The following is a 22057-nucleotide window of genomic DNA, read 5'->3' as shown; positions in this document are numbered from 1 at the left end:
CGTCACACCGCGGTTGACGGCCTAGCGATAATCCAGCCAGACCCCGCCGGCGTCGGCGGACTGCACGCAGTTTTCCACCCAGCGCACCCCTTCCAACCCGGCATCGACATCGGGAAAGACAAGATCTTCAATGCCCGCCGGCGCGAGGCCGCGCACTCTGTTGATGGCAAAGCCGAAGCGACGGTAGAGGTTTGCCCAGGCTTCGAAAAGGCCTTCCGGATGGCCGCCGCCGATGCGGTCGTCGATCCTGGCCTCGGGATAGAGATAGTCCATGCCGCGCTCGAGAATGCGGGTGGGTTCCCCCTGGATCTCGTAGGAGAGTTGGTTCGGCCGCTCATCCCACCATTCGATGCTGGCCTTCGAGCCGACGATGCGGATCTTCTGGCCGTGCATGGAGCCGGCATTGACGGCGCTCGACCAGATGGTGGCGATCGCGCCATTGTCGTATTCCATCAGGGTCACCGCATTGTCCTCCAGCGGCGCGCGGCTTTTGACGAAGCTCTGGCGGGTGCAGAGGAGGCGGCTGATCTTGAGGTGCGGCAGAATGACCTTGGCAATGTAGAGCGGATGGGTTCCGACGTCGCCGAGGACATAGCTGGGGCCCGCGAATTTCGGATCGACACGCCAGCGCGTCGACGGGTTCTGCTCCTCGACCGCAGCACTGTGGAAGCCGTGGGCAAATTGCAGGTTGACGATGCGGATCTCACCGAGATCGCCATTCCTGACCATGGCGCGCGCCTGCTCGATCATCTGATGGCCGGCATAGCCATAGGTCACGCCGACGATCCGACCGCGCGCTTTTGACAGCGCCTTCAACTCCTCGGCTTCGGCGATGGTAAAGCAGAGCGGCTTTTCGCAGATCACATGCAGATCATGTTCGAGAGCTGCCTTGCAGATCGCGAAATGGGTATTGTTGGGAGTTGCGATCGACACCGCTTCGATACCGTCGGCGCGTGCGGCTTCGGCGGCAAACATCGTCGCATAGTCCGGGTAGCTGCGGGCTGCGTCGAGCCCGAGATTTAGACCGAAGGCGCGCCCGCGCTCGGGATCGATATCGAAGGCACCCGCCGCAAGGGCAAAGACGTCGTCGCGATGCGCCGCCGAGCGATGAATATAGCCGATCTGGCTGCCTTTGCCGCCGCCGACCATGCCCCAGCGGATCGGCTTTCGCCTGTCATTCGTCATAGTGTTTTCCCTAAAAACCAACGGACCTGAGGTAATCGCGGCTTTGCTTCACATCGTCGAGGCTGCCGGCGACATTCCTCGGATCGCGCTCCTGCTCGACGGTGATGAAGCCGTGATAACCGATCTCCTCGAGCGTCCGCTTGACGGCGGGGTAGTCGATGATGCCGCGGCCGATCGGGCACATCACGCCCTGTCCGCAGGCCTCGAAGAAGCGGATCCTTTCACCGAGCACGCGGTCGAAGACGGCCTGGTCGATATCCTTGAAATGGACGTAGTCGAGCCGGTCGGCATAGCGGCGCAGCGTCTCCACCGGGTCCATGCCGGCATAATAAGTATGGCCGGTGTCAAGGCAGAATCCTGCGACTGCCTGCGGAATGTCACCCGCCACCCGCTCGATCTCGTCGGCGAATTCGATATAGCCGCCCGCATGCGGATGGATGACGGCGCGAACGCCGTATTTGCGCTGAGCAAGTTCGGCGATCGCCGTGATATTGGCGATCATCCCGGCCCAGGCCTTGTCGTCGAGGCGCGGCGCACGATCGGAATGGCCGGCGGCATAGTCTCGCTCGTCATGGCCCCAGTCCATGACCGTGAGATAGGGCGTCCTGAACCGCTGGCCCGCCACCTGTTCCGGCTGCGGCAGCCGGGTGATCACGGCGCAGATTTCGTCGGTCTGCCGCAGCAATGTCTCCCGATTGTCGGCGGAGACCAGATCGTCGAAGATCGTGCCGGCGACGATGAACAGATTGCGTTCGGCAAGCGCCTTGGCGACCAGCGCATCATCGAGCGGCACGTAGCCGTAGGGCCCGAGCTCAAGGCCGCCATAGCCGGCGGCGGCGGCCTCGTCGAAGACCCGCTCCCAGGCGGGAAGGTTTGGATTGCTGACGTCATCAACGCCCCAGCAGCAGGGGGCCGTCGTAATCGTGATGGTCACGGTTCTGTTCCTGATAGTGGTGATGCCGAGGGTCAGCCGCGTTTCCCGGGCCAGTATTTGTCGACATATTTCTGGATTTCGGCGCGCATGAAGCGGCCGGATTCATCGGCGCGGTCTTCCCAGCCGAAGACGCAGGCGGTGATGATGCCGTCGAAGCCGACAGCGGCGAGCGAGGAGAAGAACACATCCCAGTTGATCTCGCCCTGGTACATATCCATGTGCTGATGGATCGTCACCTTGGCGCCCGGCGGGTTGATGATGTAGCGCAGCCCTGACGACGCCTTGTGATTGTAGGTATCGGCCACATGCACATGGGCGATCAGCGGGCCGGCATCGCGGATCATCCGCGCCATGTCGTCACCGAAATAGAAAGTATGCGGCGCGCAATAGAGGAACTTGACGTTCTTCGAGCCGATGGTCTTCAGCATGTCGATCGCCGGATGCAGCGTTTCGCACCAGTCTTCCGGATGCGGCTCCATGTTGAGCGTGACACCCTCGCGCTCGAACACCGGAACGAGCTCTTCCATCGAGCGCCACCAGGCTGCCTCGCTGTGCTCGCGGGTGTGCATGCCGCCGCAGCAGTTGGAGCGGTGGCTGCGATCCGGTGACGGGCCGCGGCCGAATTCCGAGTTCATCGTATCGCAGCCCATTTCGGCCGCGATTTCGATCGCTTCCTTCCAGTAGCGCACCGCCGCCTGCCGCTCATCCTCATGCGGGCTCGCCCAGCGATACATCGGCAGCAGCGAGGCGAGCTGGACGCCATGATCCTTCAGCGCCGCCTTGAATTCCGCGATGCGTTCCTTGTGTGCCCGCGGGCGCACCCACCAGGGCAGAAAATCGTCACGCGGCGAAAGCTCGATATGCTCATAGCCGAGCTCCGCCGCCTTGCGGCAGAGGTCGTTGAGGTTGAGGTGACGGTGCATATGCGGGTCGAGTGCGATCTTCATCTGGTTCCTCCGTCATCCCCAGCCATCGCCGGCGGACGCTCCTTGATCTCGTTTCATGCTTCCGGTGCTCCTCCCGGATTGCCGCCACGATACTGCCGCGGCGCCTCGATATTCCAATGCTTCGATGATCAAATTTGATCATTGACCGTGCGAAGCGCGGATGCTCTGCTGTGTCAGCTTTGGGAGTGAATAAGCCTGTGACGAAGGTGACTTTGAAGGATGTGGCCCGGGAAGCCGGCGTCGGCACCGCGACGGTGGAGCGCGTCCTCAATAATCGCGGCGGCGTACGGCCGGAGACGGTGGAGAAGGTGTTTCTCGCGGCAAGACGGCTTGAATACCGGCAAAGCCTGCCGGTCGCCCATCGCGGCCTGATCCGGATCGAGGTGATCCTGGTTCGCCCGGAGACCAGCTTCTATTCGCGCCTGAACCGGGCGTTCGAGCGCATCGCCGCCTCGCTCGACGACAGCATCGTCGTTCACCGCACCTTCGTGCGCGAGAACGAGCCGGCGCAATTTGCCCGCTATATCGCCAACCCGACGGCCCGCCGGTCGGCGCTGATCGTGGTCGCGCCCGACCATGCCGATGTCGTCACCAGCGTGCGCAAGGCCGCAGAGCTCGGCATTCCCGTCGTCCAGATCATGACCCGTCCGGCCCCCGAACTGCCCTATGTCGGCATCGACAATTATGCCGCCGGCCGCACCGCCGCCCATTACATGTCGGGCATGCTGGCGCAGCGCCCCGGCTCCTTCGTCGCTCTCTGCCATAGCGGCGCCTATGAGAACCATAAGGAGCGGATCCGCGGCTTTTCCGCCTATCTCTCGGACCATGCTTCAAACGAGCATCGTTTCACCGAAGTCATGTTCGATCTCGACGACGAACACAATGCCATCGAACTGCTGCAAGCGGCGCTCAGGCGGGAGCCCGGCATCATCGGCGTCTATAGCGCCGGCGGCGACAACAAGGGCGTTGCCAGGGTTCTCGCGGCCAACAAGGCCGGGCGGCCCTTCTGGGTCGGCCACGAATTGACCGGGCAGACGCAGGACTATCTCCGTCGCGGTATCATGTCGATCGTGCTCGATCAGGCGCCGGAGGTCCAGGCGAGGCGTTCGATAGACCTTGCCCTGAACAGGCTTGGTCTCATCGAGGTGGAAGTCAGCGCCGAGCCAGTGCGCTTCCTGACGATCACGCGGGAAAATCTTTGAGGTGGATGTAATCGGCGTTTTGGGGCGCCGGCGCGCCCCTATTGCAACTGAGGCTTCTTGAGAAAGCTGTTGCGGTCGGCGGACTTGATGCGCAGCCAGGCTTCCCGGCCGTTCCTGAGGACCCGCATGGGGATCTCGGCGCCGGCGGGACCGCTGCTCCAGAGCTTGCGGTAGAAATCGGCCAGGCCGTCGATCTCCTCGTCGCGGATCTCCGAGATGATATCGCCCTGCCGCAGGCCCGCCTGGGCGGCCGGACCGCCTTCGGCCACGCTCATCACCACCACGCCGCCATTGCTCTCGGCGGAGAAGGCACCGAGCCAGGGCCGCGGTGGCTTGTTGACCTGGCCCCGGTTCAACAGATCGTCGAGGATCGGCGGTAAAAGGTCGATCGGCACGACCATGTTGATATCGGCGACCTCGTCGCCCTGGCTCATCTGCAGGCGAAGCGAACCGATGCCGAGAAGTTTGCCGTCCGAACCGATCAGGGCGGCGCCGCCCCATGAGTGATGAGCCGGTGCGGTGAAAATCGCCTCGTCCAGCAGATATTCCCAGTAGCCGGCAAATTCCTGCCGGGCGACGATGTTTGCCTGGACGAATTCTCCGATCCCATCGGCGAGCACGACAGGATCGCCGGGCTTGGCCGTGGCCGCGTCGCCGAGATCCACCGCCGGCGCATTCAGCGGGCCAAGCGCCTGCACCAGGCCGAAGCCGCTCTCCTGATCGTAGGCAAGCGCATGGGCGGGAACGACGCGCCCGTCATGGGTCGTGAGCCATACTTCTTCAGCCTCGGTGATGAGATAACCGATGGTCAGCACCAGCCCGTTGTCGCGAATGACCACGCCGCTGCCCTCCCGGACAGTGCCCAGCGTCTGCGCTGTAAAGGCATCTTCCGGAATGGAGGAACGGACGGCCACGACTGACCGCAGAATCGGATCGATATTCATGCTTTCATCCCGATGGGCGCCGGAGCATTCTTCCTTGAATAGGTAAGAGAATGAACGGCGGGTGCAAGGCCGTATCGGACGGAATTTCGGCAGGCCAACGCTGATGCCTGCACCAATCAAAGGTTTCACTGAGCGCCGAGACTATCTCGCATGGCTCCGGGCAGTTGAGCGCGACCATATTGCCGCGGCGAGCATCCCATCACTCTCTTGAAAGCAGTGCTGAATGCGCTTTCGGATTCATAGCCGAGCGACAGGGCAACACCGGCGATTGCTTCAGCCGAGTTCGTCAATCGGTCACCTGCGAGAAGCATGCGCCAGCGCGTCAAATAGTCCATCGGGGCAAGCCCGACCTTTTCCTTGAAGTGGAGAGCAAAACTCGACCGGGACATCGAGGCCCGTTCAGCCAGCGACTGCAAGGTCCACTTGCGGGCCGGATCGGCGTGCACCGCACGGATAGCCGCACCGATCCGCCGGTCGGCAAGCGCGAAAAGCCAGCCGACGCCGCGCGCATTCGGCGATGCGATATGGAGGCGCAATACCTGCATGAGCATGACATGAGCAAAATGCTCCGCCATCAGAAAGCCACCCGGCTGCTGGTCACGCAATTCGCGCGTCATCCGATCGAGACACCAGCGCAGCACGGCGGCGTGATCGGAATCCTTCTTCACATGGACGATCGGCGGCAGGATTCCGAGAAGGATGTCCGAATTTCCCCCCGAAAAGGAAAAACGGCTGCCGATCAGGAAGAAATCGCCGCCGCCGCCGCAAGTCGCAATCCCATCGCGGGCGATCGAATAGATCGCGTCGGACGGGATCGCTTCGAGAGTCGGATCGCTGGCGAGACGAAAGGCTCGGCGGCTCGTCAGCAGAAAGCAGTCGCTTTCCTCGAGGCGGACAGCTTCGGGGACGCCATCGACGCTCAGCCAGCACCCGCCTGATATCACCGCGTTGAACTTGATGCCATCAGGGGGCGGAAAATCGATCGCCCAAGCACCGCCAGCATCAAGCCCCGCGGAAACATAGCTGCGCGGTTTGAGCAGTGCGAGAACATCGGATAATGGGTCCATGAAGAAATCCGGACGATGGCGAAGAGATGATGGACTCTAGCGCATAGATCGTCTGGAGGCCACGCCTTATTCTCGCGGTCGTCGTGCCGAGCGACGGCAACACGGAAAAAGGGTAATTATCATGAATGACAAACAAGTCCCCATCGGCTCCGGATTTGGAGCCTACACGACTGCCGACGAGGTTCTGGCCGGTCTCGATCTTTCCGGCAAGCGCGCCATCGTCACCGGTGGCCATTCCGGCCTCGGGCTCGAGGCCACACGGGCTCTGGCGGGCGCGGGCGCTAAGGTGATCATCGGCGCAAGGAGCATCGAGGCGGCGCGCAGCGCGGTCGCCGGCATCGATGGCGTAGAGATTGATCGGATCGACCTTTCCGACCTCGAAAGCGTTCGCGTCTTTGCCGAGCGGTTCGTCGCGTCTGGCCGCAGCATCGATATGGTGATCAACAGCGCCGGCATCATGGCCTGCCCGGAAACGCGCGTCGGCGACGGATGGGAGGCACAGTTCGCGACCAACCATCTCGGCCATTTTGCCTTGGTCAACCGCCTTTGGCCGGCAATCTTGCGCGGCGCTCGCATCGTTTCGGTTTCCTCCGGTGGCCATCGCAACTCCGCCATACGATGGGAGGATATGCAATTCGAGACCGGTTACGACAAATGGCGGGCCTACGGCCAGTCGAAGACTGCCAACGCACTTTTCGCCGTGCATCTGGACAGGCTCGGGCGCGACAGCGGCATCCGCGCCTTCTCGCTGCACCCGGGCAAGATCTTTACCCCCTTGCAGCGCCATCTCGCAAAGGAGGAAATGGTCAGTGCCGGCTGGATCGATGCGGACGGCAATCCGATGGATCCGACGTTCAAGACGCCATCCCAGGGGGCCGCCACGCAGGTCTGGGCGGCGACCTCGCCGCAACTCGACGGTATGGGAGGCCTCTATTGCGAGGACTGCGATATCGCCATCCGCGCAACGGATGGAGAACCCGGCGGTGTCAGCGACCATGCAGCCGATGCCGAGGAGGCAGCGCGCCTATGGATCCTGTCGGCAAGGTTGACCGGCATTGACGCTTTCGCGGCGGCCTGAAGCCATAGCTCGCGGCAAACCCTCGTCAATGCGTGCTGAGACGCTGCCGATTGTCTTGCCGTCCTCGTGGCTCACCCGGGACTACTCGGGTGAAAGCCCGATCAACTCGATCCGCAGCGCCTCGCCGGGGCGGATGTTGCCGGAAAAGAGATCCCGCGGTGGATGACGGCTGACGTGCCAGATTGTATTTGCGCAAATAGCAGTCAAATCCGGCGACAATCCGTCATTAAAACGTATCAAGGAGTGCGCAAAAGCTGCGCCATACCGGCCAGCGTCGCTTCCCCAACTTGGCGCGCGACATTTTTCGTGACAGCGGCATTGTGCAACAATATACCGTCAATCTCATCAGGAATCAGACTGACACGGATCACGACATGAAAGACTGGCATCCCGATCTCAGCCGCAGCAGCAGTCCTCGTTATATGGCGATCGCCGACGTGATCGAAATGGATTTGCGCAGCGGGCATCTGGTGGTTGGGGACCGGCTGCCGCCGCAACGTGAACTCGCCAAGCGGCTGAATGTCGATTTCACGACGGTAGCCAGAGGTTATGTCGAGGCGCAGAAGCGCGGGCTGGTGGATTCGCATGTCGGCCGCGGCACCTTCGTCACCGGTGGCGCCGACAAGGAGCGCCAGGGTTTTGCGCCCGACGCCGCGCCCGATCCCCGCCGCGCCTCCGTCGTCGATTTCTCGATGAACATGCCGCCGGAGCCGGATGACCCGGAACTGATTGCCCGCATGCGCGAGGGCATGTCGGCGGTGGCGGCGAGCCTCATTCCGCTGCTGCGCTATCAGGGTTTCGGCGGCTCCAGCATGGACAAGGAGGCTGCAGCCTCCTGGCTCAGCCGTCGCGGGCTGGTGCCGTCGCAGGAGCGGATCTTCGTCACGCCAGGCGCCCATCCGGCCCTGCTGGCGATTTTTGGTCTGCTGGCAAAACCCGGCGAAACCGTGCTTTCGGAAGTCATCACCTATCCCGGCATGCGCTCGATCGCCGCCCAGCTGCGGCTCAATCTGACCGGCCTGCCGATGGACGAGGACGGTATCCTGCCCGACGCCTTTGCCGAGGCCTGCGAGAGATTGAAGCCGAAGGCGCTTTATCTCAATCCGACGCTGCAGAACCCGACGACGCTGACCATCCCGGTCAGGCGGCGCGAGGAAATCTGCGCCGTTGCCCGCAAATATCACGTGCCGATTGTCGAAGACGATGCCTACGGCTTCATTCCGCAGCAAGGTCCGGCGCCGCTCGCGGCAACAGCGCCTGATCTGACCTGGCATATTGGCGGACTGGCAAAATGCATCGGTGCGGGCCTGCGCCTTGCCTATGTCGTGGCGCCCGACAGCAAGGCCGTATGGCCCTTCGTCAGCGCCATGCGCGCCAACAACGTCATGGCCTCGCCGCTGACCGTGGCGCTCGCCACCCGCTGGATCGAGGATGGCACCGCCGATACGATCCTGCGCTTCATCCGTGCCGAGGCCGCCGCCCGCCAGCAGATGGTCGCCACCATCCTGCCTGCCGGCAGCTACCGCGCCGATCCGATCAGTTTCAACATCTGGCTGCCGCTTTCCAACGGCTGGACCCGCTCCACCTTCGGCAGCCATACCCGCTCCTCCGGCATCGGCGTCGTAGCAAGCGATGCCTTCACGGTGGAGGGCACGGCGCCCGAGGCGGTGCGCGTCTGCCTCGGCGGACCGATCACCCGGGAGAAGTTGCAGGGCGCGCTGGAATTCATGGCCCATGCGCTGGAAGGCCCGCCCGAGATGGCGGCCTCGTTCTTCTGACGTTCAAGCGGTGCGGCTGAACCTACCGGGCGCATCCGAAAGCCGGAAGGGTCACCCATCAAATCCGCCGCGACTCGAACCGTTCGGGATGGCCGAATGCGGCCGCCGCATTCGGTGCGCTCCCGTTATGGCGCCGCTTTGATCTCCATTTTCATGTTTGCCGTTGATCAGCCCCGGCCAGCCGGCAGGAAACCTGCGGCATTCTGACGAGTTGACTGGTAATGCATTTGCAATGTAACTATATTGAATGCATTCAATGTGCGGAATTGATGGAATCAATGTTCCGCGCCAGATAGGACGAGGTCATCATGGACACCGAATATCCGCCACTTCCTCCGATACAGACCGGCATCAGGGGACGCTGCCCGCGTTGCGGCGAGGGGCATATGTTCAAGGGCTTTCTGACGCTGCAGCCGCAATGCGAGGTCTGCGGCCTCGATTATTCCTTTGCCGATCCGGCTGACGGCCCGGCCTTCTTCGTCATCTGCTTCGCCTGCATTCCGAGCGTGCTGCTTGGCGTCTGGCTGGAGGTGGCCTTTTCGGCGCCGATCTGGGTGCAGCTTCTGGTCACCGGCCCCTTCATGCTCGCCACCTGCATTCCGCCGCTGCGGCCACTGAAGGGCTGGCTGGTCGCCAGCCAGTATTTCTACAAGGCGGAGGAGGGCAAGCTCGCCTGAGACTTGTTCAGCGTCGCGCGCAGCCGCGGCGTTGCGAAATCGAGCAGCGCCCGCAATTTCAGCGGCACCAGCCCCTGTGCGGGATAGACGAGATGCACCGGCGCCGGCGGCGGTTCGAAATCCTGAAGCAGCGGCACCAGCAGGCCGGCCATTTCGGCGCGTGCGGCCTGGTAGGAGAGCACGCGGGTGATGCCGAGACCGGCGACAGCCGCATCGACCGCGGCTTCGGCGGTGTTGACGGCAAGCCGCGAATGGATCGGCACGGTGAGATCGCGTTTCCCTTCAGTGAAGGTCCAGCTCAGCGCCGAGGCCATGCCCTCGAAGGTGACGCAGTCATGCGCGGCGAGATCGCCTGGATGCCGGGGCAGGGCGTGCCGCAAGAGATAATCGGGGCTGGCATAGACCGTGCGGCGGATCGCGCCGAGCCTTGTGGCGATCAGGTTGCTGTCCGGCAGGTTGCCGATCCGGAGCGCCACGTCGATATGATCCTCGACGAGGTTCGACAGCCTGTCGCCGAGCATTAGCTGCAGATTGATATCGGGATAGGCTTTCAGGAAATCCACCACGACGGGCAGGACATGCAGCCGCCCGAAGACGATCGGCGCGGTCATCGTCAACTCGCCTTTCGGCGCACTGTATTCGCCGGCAGCAGTCCGTTCCGCTTCTTCCACCCGGTCGAGAATTTCCCGCGCCGCCTCGACATAGGAGCGGCCCGCTTCTGTCAGCGTGATCTTCCGGTTGCTCCTCTGCAGCAGCTGGGCGTTGAGATGGGCTTCCAGGTCCGAAACCTTGCGGCTGACGGTTGCGAGTGGGGATCGCAGATGCCGTGAGGCGGCCGACAGGCTGCCCTGTTCGACAACGGCGAGAAGGACGGTCATGGCGTCGAGGCGGTCCATCCTATCCTTCCATGAATTGGGAGTATGCCTTCCAGATTAGCATTCTACTGTAGTCAGATGGAAGGCAGTAAATTGGCCGCAGATGGTTTCGAAACGGCCATCGCTATCGCGTCCCGTCGATCAGGAAGACCAAAGGAACCATCATGAAACTCTACCATCACCCGCTTTCCGGCCATTCGCACCGGGCCCATTTGTTCCTGTCGCTGCTTGGCGTGCCCTATGAACTGGTCGAGGTCGACATGGCGGCGGGCGCCCACAAGGCGCCGGGTTTCCTGAAGCTCAATCCCTTTGGCCAGGTGCCGGTCCTTGACGACAATGGCACGGTCATTGCCGATTCCTCTGCCATTCTCGTCTATCTCGCACGCAAATACGGCCGCACTGACTGGCTGCCGGAAGAGGCGGTGGCCGCGGCGCGGATACAGAAATGGCTCTCGGTTGCGGCAGGCGAGATCGCCTACGGGCCATGTGCTGCACGCCTGGTCACCGTCTTCGGCGCCGACTTCCGCACCGACGAGGTGATCGCCCGGGCGCATCGCATTCTGGCGCTGATCGAGGCGGAACTCGACGGCCGCAATTTCCTGCTCGGCGGCAATCCTGTGATCGCGGACATCGCGCTCTACAGCTACATTGCCAATGCGCCGGAGGGCAATGTCGATATCTCGGCCTATCCAAACGTCCGTGCCTGGCTTGCGCGCATCGAGGCGCTGCCGGGCTTCGTCGGCTTTCGCAAGACCAAGATCGGCCTTGCCGCATAAGATCCTCCGGGGCGGATCACCGTCCCGGTTTCCCGAACCATGCCCGCAAGGAGACCCGTGATGCTGGAGCAGACAAGACAGGACGCGCCGTCACCCTGGCATGAAGGTGAACTCGCCATGCAGCGCAGCGTCGGCGTCGTCGAGCGCATGGACGGGCCGGGACGCAATTTCCTCCGCAAGGCCATGCCGGAGCAGCACCGCGCCTTCTTTCCGATGCTGCCCTTTATCGTGCTCGGCGCGGTTGATGCCAAGGGCGACGTCTGGGCGACGGTGCGGGCTGGGCACCCGGGTTTCTTGGTCTCGCCGGAGCCGGAGATCCTTGATGTCAGCCTGGCGCGCGACCCGGCCGATCCTGCCGACGCCGGCATGGAGGATGGCGATGCGATCGCGATGCTCGGCATCCAGCTCGAGACCCGGCGGCGCAATCGGCTGAACGGTGTGATCCGCAGGGCGGATGCCGGAACTTTCCACGTGCGCGTCGGCCAGAGTTTCGGCAATTGCCCGCAATATATCCAGCCTCGCTCTTCCGCCTTTGTCCGCGATCCCGATCTGGCCACAGCGATACCGCCGCTTCATTCCGGCCAGCTCGACGATCGGGCGCGGCGGATGGTCGAGGGAGCCGATACGTTCTTTGTCGCCTCCTATGTCGATCGCAACAATGGTGAACGGCAGGTGGACGTGTCGCATCGCGGCGGCTACGCCGGCTTTATCGATGTCGGCGCCGATGGCGTGCTGACCATTCCCGATTTTCCCGGCAATCGGTTCTTCAACACGCTCGGCAATTTCCTCGTCAATCCGAAGGCGGGGTTGGCCTTCGTCGATTTCGCAACCGGCGACATGCTGCAGATGACGGGAAGAGCCGAGGTGCTGCTGGAGTCCCCTGAGATTACCGCCTTTCCACGGGCGGAACGGCTGTGGCGTTTCACCCCCGAAGCGGTCGTGTTCCGCCCGGATGCCCTGCCGCTGCGCTGGAGCCTGCCTCGCGACCTATGAGGGGAAACACCGTTTCGCCCCACCTTGCCAATCATTGTACCGATCGGTACAATGAAACCATTCAGTACCGGAGAGCTCCTTGTCCAGGAGAACCCCTTGTCCAGGAGAACCTATGTCCAGCCTCGTCCCGCCCTTCACCCTTGAGACCGCCACCCAGAAAGTCCGTCTCGCCGAGGACGGCTGGAACAGCCGTGATCCCGAGCGCGTCTCGCTTGTCTACACGCCGGACAGCCGCTGGCGGAACCGCGCCGAGTTCATCACCGGCCGCGCCGAGATCGTCGCCTTCCTCACCCGCAAATGGGCAAAGGAGCTGGATTACCGGCTGATCAAGGAGGTATGGGCCTTCACCGATCATCGCATCGCCGTGCGCTTTGCCTATGAATGGCATGACGACAGCGGCAACTGGTTCCGCTCCTATGGCAACGAGAACTGGGAGTTCGACGCCGCCGGCCTGATGCAGCGCCGCTTCGCCTGCATCAACGATCTGCCGATCCGGGAATCGGAACGCAAATATCATTGGCCGCTCGGCCGACGGCCGGACGACCATCCGGGCCTGAGCGAACTCGGTCTCTAGAGCGAACCAGGAAAGCCCGCCGGTGAAGACCCTCTACGAACGCGCCGACATCGTACCGCTGCTCGCCGAAATCTTCCGCGAGCTCGGCTATGAGGGCACGTCGCTCAGCCGCATCACCGAACGCACCGGCATCGGCAAGGGAAGCCTTTATCACTTCTTTCCCGGCGGCAAGGAGGAGATGGCGGGCGCCGTGCTCACCGAGGTCGATGCCTGGTTCGAACATGCGATCTATCGGCCGCTGAGAGAGGACGACGCCCATCAGGCGATCGCGGCGATGTGGGCGAATGCGAACGATTATTTCCGCTCCGGCCGCCGCATCTGCCTCGTCGGCGCCTTTGCGCTCGATGAGACCCGGGAACGGTTTTCAGCAGCGATCGGCAACTATTTCATCCGCTGGGTCGGCGCCTTGCGCTCGGCGCTGATGCGGGCTGGCTGTCCGGAGGAAGAGGCGTTGGCGCTCGCCGAGGAGGCCGTCGCGGGCATTCAAGGCGCGCTGGTGCTGTCGCGCGCGCTTGATAATACAGCAGTTTTCACCCGATCGCTGGAAACGCTGGCGAAACGGCTTGATGCTGTGCTGTGATGAGTCAGGCCATCGGGACGTTATGGCAACTGTGAAAATTCGCCCGGCCACGATTGACTGGCCGGGGCATTGATCGGGCGCGGTGGCGCTCGAGCTTACATCGGTATCGCTTTGCGTATATCAGCGTTGTTGTTGAGGCTGTTGGGCCGGGCGCGTATTTTCCCGTTCAGGGCGAATCTGGCGCCATTCGTTTTCCATCTGGTCGACAACGTGCTGGGGAATGGTGGTCGGGGCATTGGCGGGCATCTGCATCGGAAGTCTCCTCTTTTCGTGGTAAGGCTTCAGGGCAGGAAGATGCATTGCACAAGACAAAAGGTGTGTAAATCAGTGGCTTAAACACTTTAAACGATTAAATAGATTTTAATCGATTAAGACGGTTTTAACCATGAAATTTATGGGAAGCGCGGAATGGTTGTCCACATGGATCGGGCCTTCTTTTTCGATACTGTGCGGCGCGAACTCTTCAAGGGAGAGCTGACGCAGCCTCAGGTAGTGGGCATCACGGCGATTCTCGACGCCTGGGAAAGGCGGTTTGCCGATGCCGACCGGCGCTGGCTCGCCTATATCCTCGCAACCGCTTACCACGAGACCGCCTACACGATGCAGCCGGTCCGGGAGACGCTGGCCGATAGCGATGGGCGCGCGGTCGAGATCCTGGAGACGGCCTTTGCCGCGGGCCGGCTTTCCTGGGTAAAGACGCCCTATTGGCGGCCGGATGAGGATGGCCGCAGCTGGCTCGGTCGCGGTCTGGTGCAACTCACCCATAAGCGGAATTATCAGGCGATGAGCGTGCTGACAGGCATCGACCTCGTTGCCGATCCCGACCGCGCGATGGAGATGGACGCGGCGGTGACGATCCTGATCGAAGGCATGCTGCAGGGCAGCTTTACCGGCCACAAGCTTGCCGATCACCTGAACGCGACGACCGCGGACTGGGTGAATGCGCGCCGCATCGTCAATGGTACCGACCGGGCGGAAAAGCTCGCAGCCTATGCCATGGCCTTCGATGCGGCGATACGTCCCGATGCTGCGCATGGCATGCGCGCGCGGTTGAAGGCCTGGGGCGCGCATGTTATCGCCCGGCTGAGATCTGGAGCGCCGCGTGTCCGATAGGATGCGCCAAGGTCGCTGCATCATTTTGACAAATCTGACAGGAGCTTGCGCGTGATCCGCCATATCGTCTTCTTCACCGTGCAGGAGGAACATCTGCAGGAGGTGAGGGCCGGGCTTTCCATACTGACCGGCATTCCGCATGCGCGGCTTTTGGAAATCGGCACCAATGTGAAGACCGATCAGCTGGGCACCGAGATCGATCTCGTGGTCTACGGCGAATTCGACGACGAGGCGGCCCTTGCCGCCTACAAGGCCCATCCCGATTATCAGCTCTCGATCGATCGCGTGCGGCCGCTCCGGGAAAAGCGCATTGCCGCCGACTACGACAGCCGCACGGCGGTGACGCGACCGCTCTGATTTCCCCAGGCAGCCGGCGGCCGAGCCACATTTCGTTGAAATTTCAAGTGGATGAGAAGCCATCCGGATTCGCATCGCCCTGAATCTGACTCAACTTCTGAGCCACCGGATTCAATTTTCGAAAAGGCGACGGCAACCGATTCAAAAGATTCGCCAAAAGCGGCGGCCGGTTCATCGCCAGATCGCTGCAGCGGTCGCGTTGGGTGACGCAAAGGTGCTCTCGTCCCGATGTCGATGATAATCAAGACAGATTAAGAATGGCTGATTTTACGGGCTGGGCTCTCAGGGAGCGACCGGACTTGGCTGCGATGCGTGGGCGCCGCGCACCAGCCCCATCAGCATCAATATGAAGGCCAGTGACAATGCCGCGAGAGCGGCGCAGGCAAAAAGTGCCGGGCCGGTGCCGGCGCGGTCGAGGATGGCGGTGAAGACGACGGGGGCGATGGCATTGGCGAGGTTTTGCGGCAGCGACAGCCGGGCCGATTGCAGGCCATATTCGCCCGGCGAGAACAGCGCCAGCGGTAGAAGCGCGCGGGCGACGGTCATGACGCCGGCGCCGAAGCCGTAGAGCAGCACGAAGGTGATGAGCAGCGGCGCCGACGGACTGGCGACCAGCATCGTCAGGAAACTGATCAGCATCAGCGCGATGCCCATGACCGCACTGAGCATGGGATTGCCGCGCCGGCCGAGCAGCATGTCGAGGAAACGCGCCGAGATGCCGAGGACGCCGCGCGCTGAGCCGAGCTGTAGCGCGAAGGCCGGTGAGGCGCCGGACTGGCGGAAGATTTCGAGCAGCGATGGCGAGATGCCGAAGGTGATGAAGGTCGTGATCGTCGTCGCCGCGGCAATCAGCAGGAAGGCCTTGCGCCGCGCCGCCTTGGTGAGCGGTACCGGAGCGATTTCGGCCGTGCTGCCTTCGGCTTGCGCTACGATCGGTTTCGGCAGGGCGAAAAGATGCAGTGGCAGGCAGACGAAGAATTGCAGCGCCGCGCAGACGAGAAAGGTGAGCCGCCAGCCGACCGCCTCGTTGAGCAGGCTGAGGATCGGCCAGAAGATGGCGCTCGATAGTCCGGTGAACAGCATCAGGATGGCGATGACGCGTTTGCCGTTTACCCCTTCGCGCTCGACGACGGCGGTATAGGCCGGCGCCGACAGGCCGAACGCGCCGCCGATGCCGATGACGACCCAGGCGCAGGCATAGAGCACGATGCCGTTTGCGGCGGCAAGCAGCAGCAGGCCAAGCGCAAAGGTCAGCGAGGCGGCCGAAAGCACGCGGGCGGCGCCGTAGCGGCCGAGCCAGCGGCCGGTCACGGGGCCGGCAATGGCGCTGACCATCATCATGATCGTCAGGCCGGCAAACGCCACCTCGTTCGGTAGGCCGAGAGCAGGCGCCACGACGCGGCCCATGACACCCAGCATGTCGAAAGTCGTGCCCCAGCCGATCAACTGGGTCACGGCAAGCACGGTGACCGTCTGCGCCGAGCGGAAGCGGGAGGATTTTGGCATTGGTGCGGAGCGGCCTGAAATGGGGAGCAGCAAGGACATAACAGTTTCAACCAGCCGGCGAAAGCGGCGATCGGCATTCCGCCGCGCCATCTGCGCCTTTCCCCGATCGGGCGAAAAGATGGAATGATGACATGAATGACACGAAACATCGGTACAATTTCAGGACGACCCGATGCGGGCTGAAGCGCGCGGACATCGGCCGGTCTATCCCGGCTGCCGTCGGCCGGAATCGGAACGGCGCGGCTGATTCGCAGACAATGGCTGTGGAGGGGGCTGCCGGCTCCGCGCCTTTGGGAGAGGTGATGAAGAATGGGTGGATCCCAAGGCCGGAGGGCATCATTTTCAAGCGTGGGCAAGGCCGTCGGAGCTTGCCGCGGCGGTGGTTTCCAGGTGCTGAAACCGGCTGTCCCGAACAGTCGAGAACAGTTCTAAACGCCCTGCATTACAGCGCATTCATTTGCCATTCAGGTCACGTGAGTACATATTCGGAACAAGTTGGCATTACCTTGAAAGCATAACACATGGCCTTTCCTCTGAGCGTCGCAGCATTGGCCGCCGGACTGGTGGTATCGGCGCCCTCATCGGACGCCACGAGCACCCTTGTCCTGCGCGTGGCAGGCGATTGCAGCGCCGCCGCAGCCCAGGTCGTCGAGCAGACGGGCGGCCAGCTCCTGTCCGTGCAACCGGTGGGCGATACCTGCATCATCACCGTTCTTGTACAGGGCAATGGGCAGCGTCCACGCAAAGTGACGGTAAAGGTTCCGATGTAAGCGGAATCGGCTTATTCAGGACATTGATGATTTCAAGCGGACGAAGGCGAACCGATGCGCATCCTGGTAGTCGAAGACGACGTTAATCTGAACCGGCAGCTGGCCGACACGCTGAAGGAGGCGGGCTATGTCGTCGACCAGGCGTTCGACGGCGAGGAGGGCCATTTCCTCGGCGACACCGAACCCTATGACGCCATCATCCTCGATATCGGCCTTCCGGAGATGGACGGGGTCACCGTTCTGGAAAAATGGCGCGGCGCCGGCCGCGGCGTGCCGGTGCTGATCCTGACGGCGCGAGACCGCTGGAGCGACAAGGTCGCCGGCATCGACGCCGGCGCCGACGACTACGTCACCAAGCCCTTCCATGTCGAGGAAGTGCTGGCCCGCATTCGGGCGCTGATCCGGCGTGCGGCCGGGCATTCCTCATCCGAGATCATCTGCGGCCCGGTGCGGCTCGATACCAAATCCTCGAAGGCGACGGTCAACGGCACGACGCTGAAGCTGACCTCGCACGAATATCGCCTGCTCGCCTATCTCATGCATCACATGGGCGAGGTCGTCTCGCGCACCGAGCTGGTCGAGCACATGTACGACCAGGATTTCGACCGCGATTCCAACACGATCGAAGTCTTCGTCGGCCGCCTGCGCAAGAAAATGGGCGTCGACCTGATCGAAACGGTGCGCGGTCTCGGCTACCGCATCCAAGCGCCGAAACATGCGAATTAAGTCGCTCACCGCACGTGTGTTGCTGCTGACCACAGTCTGGTCGACGGTGGCGCTCGTCGTGATCGGCCTGTTGATCTCCACCCTTTACCGCAAGAGCGCCGAACGCGGTTTTCAGGATCTGTTGCGGGCGCAGCTTTATAACGTCATCAATTCGGTGACGATCGGCGATCAGGGCGCGCTCAGCGGCAGCCCGCAGCTCGGCGATTTGCGATTTGCCCAGCCGAAGACCGGCTGGTACTGGGTGGTGGAACCGCTTGGCACCTATACGACGGCACCGCTGGTGTCGCCGTCACTCGGCTCGGCGCTCATTCCGGTTCCCTCGGTGGTCGAAGCGCCCTTCGACAAGAATTACGAGCGCTACTACCAGGTGACGGATGCCTCCGGAAACCGCGTGCAGGTGGCCGAAACCGAAGTCGTGCTCGATACCGACGGGCGCGCAGCACGCGTCCGCGTCACCGGCAATGTCGATGTCGTCGAGGACGACGTGCGCACCTTTTCCCATAGCCTCTATCTGGCGCTTGCCGGTTTCGGCGTCGGCAGCCTGATCGTCAACGCGCTGGCGATTCTCTACGGCCTGAAGCCGCTCGACAAGGCACGCGCCGCACTGGAGCGCATCCGTGCCGGCGAGAGCGAGCAGCTGAAAGGTGACTTCCCGCGCGAGATCCTGCCGCTCGCCAACGAGGTGAACGCGCTGATCGACAGCAACCGCCGTATCGTCGAGCGGGCCCGCATGCAGGTCGGCAATCTCGCCCATTCGCTGAAAACGCCGATCGCCGTGCTTTTGAACGAGGCGCGCGTGCTGGAAAAATCCCATGGCGAGCTGGTGCGCAGCCAGGCGGAATCGATGCAGGGGCAGGTGCAGTCCTATCTCAATCGGGCCCGCATCGCCGCGCAGCGCGAATCCGTGCTCGCCCGCACCGATGCCGAGCCGGCGCTGGAGCGGCTGGTGCGCGTTATGCGCCGGCTGAACGTCGATACCGAATTCGATCTCGTCGTCTCGCCGCCGCATCTGGCCGTCGCCATGGAGCAGCAGGATCTCGAGGAGACTGTCGGCAATCTCCTGGAGAATGCGGCGCGTTTTGCCAAAAGCAGGGTGCGGCTTTCGGCCGTCGAGGCCGGCGACGACGTCAAGGGAGCGGAGGCCAGCGCACGCCGCCACTGGGTGGAGCTCGCCGTCGAGGATGACGGGCCGGGCCTGGAGCCGGACCAGATCCGCGAGGCGCTGAAGCGCGGCCGCAGGCTCGACGAGAGCAAGCCCGGAACCGGGCTCGGGCTTTCGATCGTCACCGAGATTTCCAGCGAGTATCAGGGACGGCTCGAGCTTTCCCGCGGCGAATGGGGCGGGTTGAAGGCGAAGCTTATCCTGCCCGGCATCACAAAGGATGTTGCATGAGCAACTACTTGATGTCACAAAGATACTGGCAAATGTATAGCATGCTTTGCCTTAATGCTGACACGGGGACGCTGCACTTCGATCGGCTGAAATTGACCCCTGATCGTGGTTCGACGCAATGATTTTACGCTCGCAAGGCATGATCGTTTCCGCTCTTCTCGTCGCCGTTGCGCTGTCCGGCTGCACGACGACGAAGAGCGCTGCTTCGCGCGGCATTTTTTCAGGCAAACCCCCGGCATCGGCCACCTTCATCACCGCGCTGCAGGGCGGCATCGTCGGCCGCAGCGGGGTGAACTTGAACGATAGCGACAAGCAGCGGGCGCTCGAGGCGGAATATCGGGCGCTGGAAGGCGCCGCCGTCGGCCAACCGGTGCTGTGGACAGGCAAGGATGTCACCGGCAAGGTCGTCGCGGCCGCACCCTATCAGGTCGGTTCGCAGAACTGCCGGCAATATACCCATACGCTGACCGTCGACGGCAAGGACACCGTGGCGCGAGGCGCTGCCTGCCGCAACGAGGACGGCAGCTGGTCGCCGCTCTGAATTGCGGCTTATAGCCTCAAATCTTCGTCATTCCGGCTTTGGCAGTTGGAATGAAGGCGCGCTTCACGTATTTGGGCCGGTATGCTGTTCTGGATTCTCGTTGCCGTTTTGACGGCAGTCGTCGCCGTCATCCTGCTCTACCCCCTTCTGCGCGGAGCGAAGGCGGCGGAAAATATCCGTGCGGGCGAGGCGGCAGTCTATCGCGACCAGCTGCGTGAACTCGACCGCGACCTCAGTGGCGGGCTGATCACCCCGGAGGAGGCAGACTACGCCAGGGCGGAAATCGGCCGCCGGCTGATCGCCGTCTCTGCCGACGAACCGGTTGAGACGCCGAAACCCGCACGGCATCACCGTTTCACCGAGGCCTTCGTCCTCCTGGTTCTGCCGGTTCTCGGGCTCTGTCTTTACTTGGCGACGGGCAGGCCGGACCTGCCCTCGCAGCCGCTGGAAGCGCGGCTGGAAAACCCCGGCAACGATGTGGCGGTGCTGATCACCAAGGCCGAACGGCACCTGGCCGAGAAGCCCGATGACGGCAAGGGCTGGGACGTGCTGGCGCCGATCTATTTCCGCACGATGCGCGTCAACGATGCGCAAGTGGCCTACCGCAATGCCATCCGGCTTCTCGGCCCGAGCCCGGTCCGGCTCGACGGCCTTGCCGAGACGCTGATGGCGGTCTCCGACGGCGTGGTGACGGAGGAGGCGCGCCAGGTGCTGGAACAGTCGCTGACGCTGGAGCCTGACAATCCGCGCGCCCGCTTCTACATCGCTCTCAGCAGCGAGCAGGCGGGACGGCCCGATGAGGCGCGCCAGGCCTTCGAGGCGCTGGCGAAGCAATCGCCGCCCGATGCGCCCTGGCTGCCGCTGGTCAACCAACACATCGCCAAGAACGGCGGCGCGCAGGTAGCTGTTAATCCGGGCGCCAATCCGGCTGCCCCGGGCGCCAATCCGGCTGCCCCGGGCGCCAATCCGGCTGCCCCGGGCGCCAATCCGGCTGCCCCGGGCGCCGTTTCGGCTGCCCCGGGCAATCCCACGCAGCAGGATGTTGCAGCCGCCGAGACCATGAACGCCGGCGACCGGCAACAGATGATCCGCGGCATGGTCGAAAGCCTCGATGCCAAGCTCAGCGAGGATCCGAACAATTTCGAGGGATGGATGCGGCTCGTCCGCTCTTACGCCGTATTGAACGATAGGGATCGTGCTGCCGGCGCGCTGAAGCGCGGGCTTGCAGCCTTTCCGCCGGCCGGAGAGCAAGGCCGACAACTGCTGGCGCTTGCCCGGGAACTCGGCATAGCAACGGAAGGAATGGCGCAATGACGCGCAAGCAGAAGCGCCTGGCGGTGATCGCCGGCGGCATGGGCTTCATTGCCGCCGCCGTGCTGCTGGTCATGTTCGCCTTCAGCCAGTCGGTCGCCTATTTCTACATGCCGGCCGATCTGGCGAAGACGCCGGTGGCGCCGCAAACCCGCATCCGGCTCGGCGGCCTGGTCGGCGAGGGCAGCGTCGTGCGCGGCACCGGCTCGACGGTGGAATTTGCCGTCACCGACGCCAGCGCCAATGCCGTCAAGGTGAGATATACCGGCATCCTTCCCGATCTCTTCCGCGAGGGCCAGGGCGTCGTCACCGAAGGCATGTTTACGCCGGGAACGAATGTCTTCGTCGCCGATACCGTGCTTGCCAAGCATGACGAGACCTATATGCCGAAGGATGTGGCCGACCGGCTGAAGCAGCAGGGGCTGTGGAAGGAAGGGCAAGGCGAGGACGTTCCGGGCAAGCAAGCTCAGGGCCAGGAAGTGAAGGCGACGCCATGATCATCGAGATCGGCCATTACGCGCTGGTGCTGGCGCTGGCCACGGCGCTCATCCTCTCCATCGTGCCGGTGATCGGCGCCCGTCGTCACGACCGGGCGATGATGGATGTGGCGACGATCGGCTCGCTGGCGATGTTCGCGCTGGTGGCCTTCGCCTTCGGCGTGCTGACCTATGCCCATGTCGTCTCGGATTTCTCGGTCGAGAACGTCTGGGAGAATTCGCATTCGCTGGTG

The 22057-nt window shown here is 63.1% G+C and carries 23 protein-coding genes and 2 pseudogenes; 17 read left to right on the top strand and 8 right to left on the bottom strand.

Annotation, left to right across the window (positions count from 1 at the left end):
- Positions 1 to 21: 21 nt before the first annotated feature.
- The 3 genes from FHT69_RS17810 to FHT69_RS17800 are packed head-to-tail and all read right to left on the bottom strand — an operon-like array spanning position 22 to position 3066.
- Entirely contained in the window at positions 22 to 1185 is a 1164-nt protein-coding gene (locus FHT69_RS17810) for a Gfo/Idh/MocA family protein (protein WP_183905746.1), read from the bottom strand.
- Between the two features lie 10 nt (positions 1186 to 1195).
- Positions 1196 to 2119: a TIM barrel protein gene (locus FHT69_RS17805; protein WP_168333885.1), complete on the bottom strand. Its 924-nt coding sequence runs from the start codon at positions 2117 to 2119 to the stop codon at positions 1196 to 1198.
- Between the two features lie 32 nt (positions 2120 to 2151).
- Complete coding sequence (locus FHT69_RS17800) at positions 2152 to 3066, bottom strand: sugar phosphate isomerase/epimerase family protein (protein WP_183905745.1); 915 nt, start codon at positions 3064 to 3066, stop codon at positions 2152 to 2154.
- 197 nt (positions 3067 to 3263) lie between these two features.
- On the opposite strand from FHT69_RS17800, the gene FHT69_RS17795 reads away from it, so the two are divergent.
- On the top strand, positions 3264 to 4268 hold the full coding sequence (locus FHT69_RS17795) for a LacI family DNA-binding transcriptional regulator (protein ID WP_047614349.1): 1005 nt from the start codon (positions 3264 to 3266) through the stop codon (positions 4266 to 4268).
- A gap of 38 nt (positions 4269 to 4306) precedes the next feature.
- Here FHT69_RS17795 and FHT69_RS17790 read toward each other — a convergent pair whose 3' ends face one another.
- A complete protein-coding gene (locus FHT69_RS17790; RefSeq protein ID WP_183905744.1) occupies positions 4307 to 5212 on the bottom strand; it encodes a S1C family serine protease in 906 nt (301 codons plus the stop codon).
- A 125-nt stretch (positions 5213 to 5337) separates the two neighbouring features.
- The gene (locus FHT69_RS17785) at positions 5338 to 6279 is read right to left on the bottom strand and encodes an AraC family transcriptional regulator (RefSeq protein WP_183905743.1); all 942 of its coding nucleotides are present in this window, start codon (positions 6277 to 6279) and stop codon (positions 5338 to 5340) included.
- A 121-nt stretch (positions 6280 to 6400) separates the two neighbouring features.
- Here FHT69_RS17785 and FHT69_RS17780 point away from each other — a divergent pair, with 121 nt between their 5' ends.
- From FHT69_RS17780 to FHT69_RS17770, 3 genes are all read left to right on the top strand, one after another.
- Positions 6401 to 7357: an SDR family NAD(P)-dependent oxidoreductase gene (locus FHT69_RS17780; protein WP_183905742.1), complete on the top strand. Its 957-nt coding sequence runs from the start codon at positions 6401 to 6403 to the stop codon at positions 7355 to 7357.
- 374 nt (positions 7358 to 7731) lie between these two features.
- Positions 7732 to 9135 (top strand): PLP-dependent aminotransferase family protein, encoded by a 1404-nt coding sequence (locus FHT69_RS17775; protein WP_047614519.1) that lies wholly within the window; start codon positions 7732 to 7734, stop codon positions 9133 to 9135.
- Positions 9136 to 9443: 308 nt separating this feature from the next.
- A complete protein-coding gene (locus FHT69_RS17770; RefSeq protein ID WP_025554894.1) occupies positions 9444 to 9812 on the top strand; it encodes a DUF983 domain-containing protein in 369 nt (122 codons plus the stop codon).
- On the opposite strand, the gene FHT69_RS17765 is transcribed toward FHT69_RS17770, so the two are convergent.
- The gene (locus FHT69_RS17765; RefSeq protein WP_025554896.1) at positions 9782 to 10708 is read right to left on the bottom strand and encodes a LysR substrate-binding domain-containing protein; all 927 of its coding nucleotides are present in this window, start codon (positions 10706 to 10708) and stop codon (positions 9782 to 9784) included. The genes FHT69_RS17770 and FHT69_RS17765 overlap by 31 nt on opposite strands.
- A gap of 143 nt (positions 10709 to 10851) precedes the next feature.
- Between FHT69_RS17765 and FHT69_RS17760 the strand changes: the two genes are divergently transcribed.
- From FHT69_RS17760 to FHT69_RS17745, 4 genes are all read left to right on the top strand, one after another.
- Positions 10852 to 11463, top strand: a complete 612-nt coding sequence (locus FHT69_RS17760; protein ID WP_063476677.1) for a glutathione S-transferase family protein — start codon at positions 10852 to 10854, stop codon at positions 11461 to 11463.
- Positions 11464 to 11523: 60 nt separating this feature from the next.
- Positions 11524 to 12456 carry a pyridoxamine 5'-phosphate oxidase family protein gene (locus FHT69_RS17755; RefSeq protein WP_097542681.1) on the top strand — a complete coding sequence of 311 codons (933 nt, stop codon included), beginning with the start codon at positions 11524 to 11526 and terminating at the stop codon, positions 12454 to 12456.
- 112 nt (positions 12457 to 12568) lie between these two features.
- Positions 12569 to 13030, top strand: a complete 462-nt coding sequence (locus FHT69_RS17750) for a DUF1348 family protein (protein WP_097542680.1) — start codon at positions 12569 to 12571, stop codon at positions 13028 to 13030.
- 22 nt (positions 13031 to 13052) lie between these two features.
- The gene (locus FHT69_RS17745; protein ID WP_183905741.1) at positions 13053 to 13610 is read left to right on the top strand and encodes a TetR/AcrR family transcriptional regulator; all 558 of its coding nucleotides are present in this window, start codon (positions 13053 to 13055) and stop codon (positions 13608 to 13610) included.
- Between the two features lie 120 nt (positions 13611 to 13730).
- On the opposite strand, the gene FHT69_RS34570 is transcribed toward FHT69_RS17745, so the two are convergent.
- Positions 13731 to 13862 (bottom strand): hypothetical protein, encoded by a 132-nt coding sequence (locus FHT69_RS34570; protein ID WP_280178068.1) that lies wholly within the window; start codon positions 13860 to 13862, stop codon positions 13731 to 13733.
- Positions 13863 to 14018: 156 nt separating this feature from the next.
- Here FHT69_RS34570 and FHT69_RS17740 point away from each other — a divergent pair, with 156 nt between their 5' ends.
- Together FHT69_RS17740 and FHT69_RS17735 are read left to right on the top strand one after the other, a co-directional pair.
- Positions 14019 to 14723: a hypothetical protein gene (locus FHT69_RS17740; RefSeq protein WP_183905740.1), complete on the top strand. Its 705-nt coding sequence runs from the start codon at positions 14019 to 14021 to the stop codon at positions 14721 to 14723.
- A 51-nt stretch (positions 14724 to 14774) separates the two neighbouring features.
- Entirely contained in the window at positions 14775 to 15080 is a 306-nt protein-coding gene (locus FHT69_RS17735; protein WP_003546748.1) for a Dabb family protein, read from the top strand.
- A gap of 282 nt (positions 15081 to 15362) precedes the next feature.
- Here the strand turns inward: FHT69_RS17735 and FHT69_RS17730 are convergent, their stop codons facing one another.
- Complete coding sequence (locus tag FHT69_RS17730; protein WP_183905739.1) at positions 15363 to 16586, bottom strand: MFS transporter; 1224 nt, start codon at positions 16584 to 16586, stop codon at positions 15363 to 15365.
- A 521-nt stretch (positions 16587 to 17107) separates the two neighbouring features.
- Between FHT69_RS17730 and FHT69_RS17725 the strand changes: the two genes are divergently transcribed.
- The 7 genes and pseudogenes from FHT69_RS17725 to FHT69_RS17695 form a co-directional block, all read left to right on the top strand.
- Positions 17108 to 17356 (top strand): hypothetical protein, encoded by a 249-nt coding sequence (locus FHT69_RS17725; protein ID WP_025554677.1) that lies wholly within the window; start codon positions 17108 to 17110, stop codon positions 17354 to 17356.
- Positions 17357 to 17410: 54 nt separating this feature from the next.
- On the top strand, positions 17411 to 18082 hold the full coding sequence (locus FHT69_RS17720; protein WP_018241306.1) for a response regulator transcription factor: 672 nt from the start codon (positions 17411 to 17413) through the stop codon (positions 18080 to 18082).
- A complete protein-coding gene (locus FHT69_RS17715) occupies positions 18072 to 19475 on the top strand; it encodes a sensor histidine kinase (RefSeq protein ID WP_025554680.1) in 1404 nt (467 codons plus the stop codon). Before FHT69_RS17720 ends, FHT69_RS17715 begins: the two co-directional genes overlap by 11 nt.
- A 118-nt stretch (positions 19476 to 19593) precedes the next feature.
- The gene (locus tag FHT69_RS17710) at positions 19594 to 20016 is read left to right on the top strand and encodes a membrane protein (protein WP_025554682.1); all 423 of its coding nucleotides are present in this window, start codon (positions 19594 to 19596) and stop codon (positions 20014 to 20016) included.
- 50 nt (positions 20017 to 20066) lie between these two features.
- Positions 20067 to 21330: pseudogene (gene ccmI, locus FHT69_RS17705) on the top strand (c-type cytochrome biogenesis protein CcmI).
- Positions 21327 to 21824 carry a cytochrome c maturation protein CcmE gene (gene ccmE, locus FHT69_RS17700; protein ID WP_025570243.1) on the top strand — a complete coding sequence of 166 codons (498 nt, stop codon included), beginning with the start codon at positions 21327 to 21329 and terminating at the stop codon, positions 21822 to 21824. Before ccmI ends, ccmE begins: the two are co-directional and overlap by 4 nt.
- A pseudogene (locus FHT69_RS17695) lies at positions 21821 to 22057 on the top strand (heme lyase NrfEFG subunit NrfE); the annotation flags it as partial. The gene ccmE and the pseudogene FHT69_RS17695, both read left to right, overlap by 4 nt.

Source organism: Rhizobium sp. BK008 (genome assembly GCF_014197345.1).
GTDB lineage: Bacteria > Pseudomonadota > Alphaproteobacteria > Rhizobiales > Rhizobiaceae > Rhizobium > Rhizobium anhuiense.
This window is presented reverse-complemented; position numbering and strand designations above follow the sequence as displayed.

What these genes read in the sequence shown, in the direction of transcription:
- FHT69_RS17800 (WP_183905745.1), bottom strand. Translation starts at nt 3,066, where the DNA reads ATGAAGATCGCACTCGACCCGCATATGCACCGTCACCTCAACCTCAAC.
- FHT69_RS17730 (WP_183905739.1), bottom strand. Translation starts at nt 16,586, where the DNA reads ATGCCAAAATCCTCCCGCTTCCGCTCGGCGCAGACGGTCACCGTGCTT.
- FHT69_RS17785 (WP_183905743.1), bottom strand. Translation starts at nt 6,279, where the DNA reads ATGGACCCATTATCCGATGTTCTCGCACTGCTCAAACCGCGCAGCTAT.
- FHT69_RS17755 (WP_097542681.1), top strand. Translation starts at nt 11,524, where the DNA reads ATGCTGGAGCAGACAAGACAGGACGCGCCGTCACCCTGGCATGAAGGT.
- FHT69_RS17715 (WP_025554680.1), top strand. Translation starts at nt 18,072, where the DNA reads ATGCGAATTAAGTCGCTCACCGCACGTGTGTTGCTGCTGACCACAGTC.
- FHT69_RS17810 (WP_183905746.1), bottom strand. Translation starts at nt 1,185, where the DNA reads ATGACGAATGACAGGCGAAAGCCGATCCGCTGGGGCATGGTCGGCGGC.
- FHT69_RS17720 (WP_018241306.1), top strand. Translation starts at nt 17,411, where the DNA reads ATGCGCATCCTGGTAGTCGAAGACGACGTTAATCTGAACCGGCAGCTG.
- FHT69_RS17740 (WP_183905740.1), top strand. Translation starts at nt 14,019, where the DNA reads ATGGTTGTCCACATGGATCGGGCCTTCTTTTTCGATACTGTGCGGCGC.
- FHT69_RS17760 (WP_063476677.1), top strand. Translation starts at nt 10,852, where the DNA reads ATGAAACTCTACCATCACCCGCTTTCCGGCCATTCGCACCGGGCCCAT.
- FHT69_RS17765 (WP_025554896.1), bottom strand. Translation starts at nt 10,708, where the DNA reads ATGGACCGCCTCGACGCCATGACCGTCCTTCTCGCCGTTGTCGAACAG.
- FHT69_RS17725 (WP_025554677.1), top strand. Translation starts at nt 17,108, where the DNA reads ATGGCCTTTCCTCTGAGCGTCGCAGCATTGGCCGCCGGACTGGTGGTA.
- FHT69_RS17770 (WP_025554894.1), top strand. Translation starts at nt 9,444, where the DNA reads ATGGACACCGAATATCCGCCACTTCCTCCGATACAGACCGGCATCAGG.
- FHT69_RS17790 (WP_183905744.1), bottom strand. Translation starts at nt 5,212, where the DNA reads ATGAATATCGATCCGATTCTGCGGTCAGTCGTGGCCGTCCGTTCCTCC.
- FHT69_RS17710 (WP_025554682.1), top strand. Translation starts at nt 19,594, where the DNA reads ATGATTTTACGCTCGCAAGGCATGATCGTTTCCGCTCTTCTCGTCGCC.
- ccmE (WP_025570243.1), top strand. Translation starts at nt 21,327, where the DNA reads ATGACGCGCAAGCAGAAGCGCCTGGCGGTGATCGCCGGCGGCATGGGC.
- FHT69_RS17775 (WP_047614519.1), top strand. Translation starts at nt 7,732, where the DNA reads ATGAAAGACTGGCATCCCGATCTCAGCCGCAGCAGCAGTCCTCGTTAT.
- FHT69_RS17750 (WP_097542680.1), top strand. Translation starts at nt 12,569, where the DNA reads ATGTCCAGCCTCGTCCCGCCCTTCACCCTTGAGACCGCCACCCAGAAA.
- FHT69_RS17780 (WP_183905742.1), top strand. Translation starts at nt 6,401, where the DNA reads ATGAATGACAAACAAGTCCCCATCGGCTCCGGATTTGGAGCCTACACG.
- FHT69_RS34570 (WP_280178068.1), bottom strand. Translation starts at nt 13,862, where the DNA reads ATGCAGATGCCCGCCAATGCCCCGACCACCATTCCCCAGCACGTTGTC.